Annotated in this window: 2 protein-coding genes; one reads left to right on the top strand and one right to left on the bottom strand. The window is 30.2% G+C overall.

Annotated elements, in window-relative coordinates; genetic code table 11:
* Positions 1–168: 168 nt before the first annotated feature.
* Positions 169–1,071: a CobW family GTP-binding protein gene (locus tag B7R67_RS21745; RefSeq protein ID WP_088073081.1), complete on the bottom strand. Its 903-nt coding sequence runs from the start codon at positions 1,069–1,071 to the stop codon at positions 169–171.
* 190 nt (positions 1,072–1,261) lie between these two features.
* Between B7R67_RS21745 and B7R67_RS21740 the strand changes: the two genes are divergently transcribed.
* The gene (locus B7R67_RS21740; RefSeq protein WP_158095170.1) at positions 1,262–1,966 is read left to right on the top strand and encodes a DsbA family protein; all 705 of its coding nucleotides are present in this window, start codon (positions 1,262–1,264) and stop codon (positions 1,964–1,966) included.
* Positions 1,967–2,058 lie beyond the last annotated feature (92 nt).

Below are 2,058 nucleotides of genomic sequence, written 5' to 3'. Positions count from 1 at the left end.
CCTGAGCCTCCTCGGCAAGCCTGCGGGGTCTTTAGCCTTTCCGCATTTCCCATAGGAGTGATCATCCTTTCGTTCCAATCAACTTATTCTTCAAAAAAAGTATTTATTTAAAAAACGATCTAAATATCCTTTACTTAGAACATGTGATTAATCAATTTGATCACATATTTAAATTAATTTATTTAATTCTTTTTCATAAAAATTGCTGTTTAAATCTTCACCAATTAAAACAAGTCTTTTTGGCAATTTCATTAGCTCTTTTTCATATGAAATAAATCCATTCGAGTATTGAACATTGTATAAGTTCGAATCATTTTGAAATGAGATATAGCCTTTTAGTCTGAATAGTTTATTTGATGCATTTTTTAAAAATTCTTCAAACGCAGCTTTATTATAAGGACTGTACTGCTCATGAATATAAGTCTTTATTTTTAAAGTGTGATGAACATTTATTTGAGTGTTTTTCATATCCTTTTTTGAAGTAGATAAGTTATCCAAAAAATTCGAAATGTCATCTATTTTTTCAATTAGATTAGGGTTAATTAATTTTATATCAGATCTGACTTGGTCTTTTTGGATCGAACTCAACTGATCAATTCGATTAACTAAAACTACATCACTATACGTAATTTGTTGTATTAATAAGTACCTTATCGCAGGGCTTAAATCATTTTTGGAATTCCATCTTGTTGCATCAATCGTTGATAGAACTCCTTTAATTGTTAAAGACTCAACAGTCATCGCTGACGTACAAGCATCGATGACATCAACAGTGTTTGCTACACCTGTAGTTTCAATATAAATACAATCTAATTCATTATTTTGAACTAAAGATAACAGCTGTGTTTCAAGTTGATCCTTCATCGTACAACATACACAACCGTTCAATAATTCCTTTAATCGAATATCTTCTGGAACTTCCTGAGAATCGATTGAAATCTTACCGATTTCATTCATTATGACAGCAACTTTTCGCTTTTTTTCAATTTCTGATTGTAAGCATTGTTTTAAAAGTGTTGTTTTACCGCTCCCTAAAAAACCTGTTAAGAGAATAATATCTGTTTTTTTCAATTAATTACTTCCTCCAATATGTATTTACTTCTTGAAAATGTTAAGTTGTTATTATATATAGTCTACTTTTTAAAGATTGTTGCTTTTCTATATATCCTTTTTTAAGTTCTAAGTGTTATGAATAGTTAGCTTTACAGTCTTTATGTTACAATATTATACAATACATAAATGTAGGGGGAATATAGCACTAATGAGTAAAAAGAAAAAAAGTAATAGTAATCAAACGTTTGCTATTTCTGTATTTGTAGGGATAGTTGTATTAGTTGGAGCCTTATTCTTTGTTTCAAAATTGCAAGATAAAAAATCTGAAGCTGTTTATCCAACAATTACTGGCGTGAAAGATGTTAAAGTGAATGGATTTGATACAAAAGATCAACCAACGTTAAGTAATAAAGAAGCGAAAATTGAAGTAGTTGAATTCGGAGATTATAAATGTCCTATATGTGCTGATTGGAATAGGGTAGTTTTTCCTCAATTGAAAGCAGATTATATTGATAAAGGTTTAATCAATTTTTCATTTATCAACTATCCTTTTATTTCAAAGGATTCTAATTTAGCAGCACTTGCATCTGAAGTGGTTTATAAGCATGATAAAGAATCATTTTGGAAGTTCCAAGAAGAAATCTATCTGAAACAAGAAGATGAAACAAAAACTTGGGCTACTCAAGATAAACTCGCAAGCATAGCGAAATCAGTTATTCCAAACTTAGATGTTAAACAGTTCAAAAAGGACTTGTACAAAAAAGAAACAATGAAACAAGTAGCAAATGATGTTGCAATCGCTAATCATTACGGGGTACAAGGTACTCCGACAATTTTTGTAAATGGTAAGGCTGTAGACAATCCAAGCCTAGAATCCATTAAAGCTGCAATTGATGCTGAACTTAATAAATAAAACAAAAGGTATGCGATAAACGCATACCTTTCTTTGTGTAGACAAAGTCCTATTTATCTGATTTTCAGACTGATTGAAAACGCTTGTCTTTC

The organism is Gottfriedia luciferensis (assembly GCF_002156865.1).
GTDB lineage: Bacteria > Bacillota > Bacilli > Bacillales > Bacillaceae_G > Gottfriedia > Gottfriedia luciferensis.
Note: the sequence above shows the minus strand (reverse complement) of the source record. Positions and strands in the feature narration are given on the sequence as shown.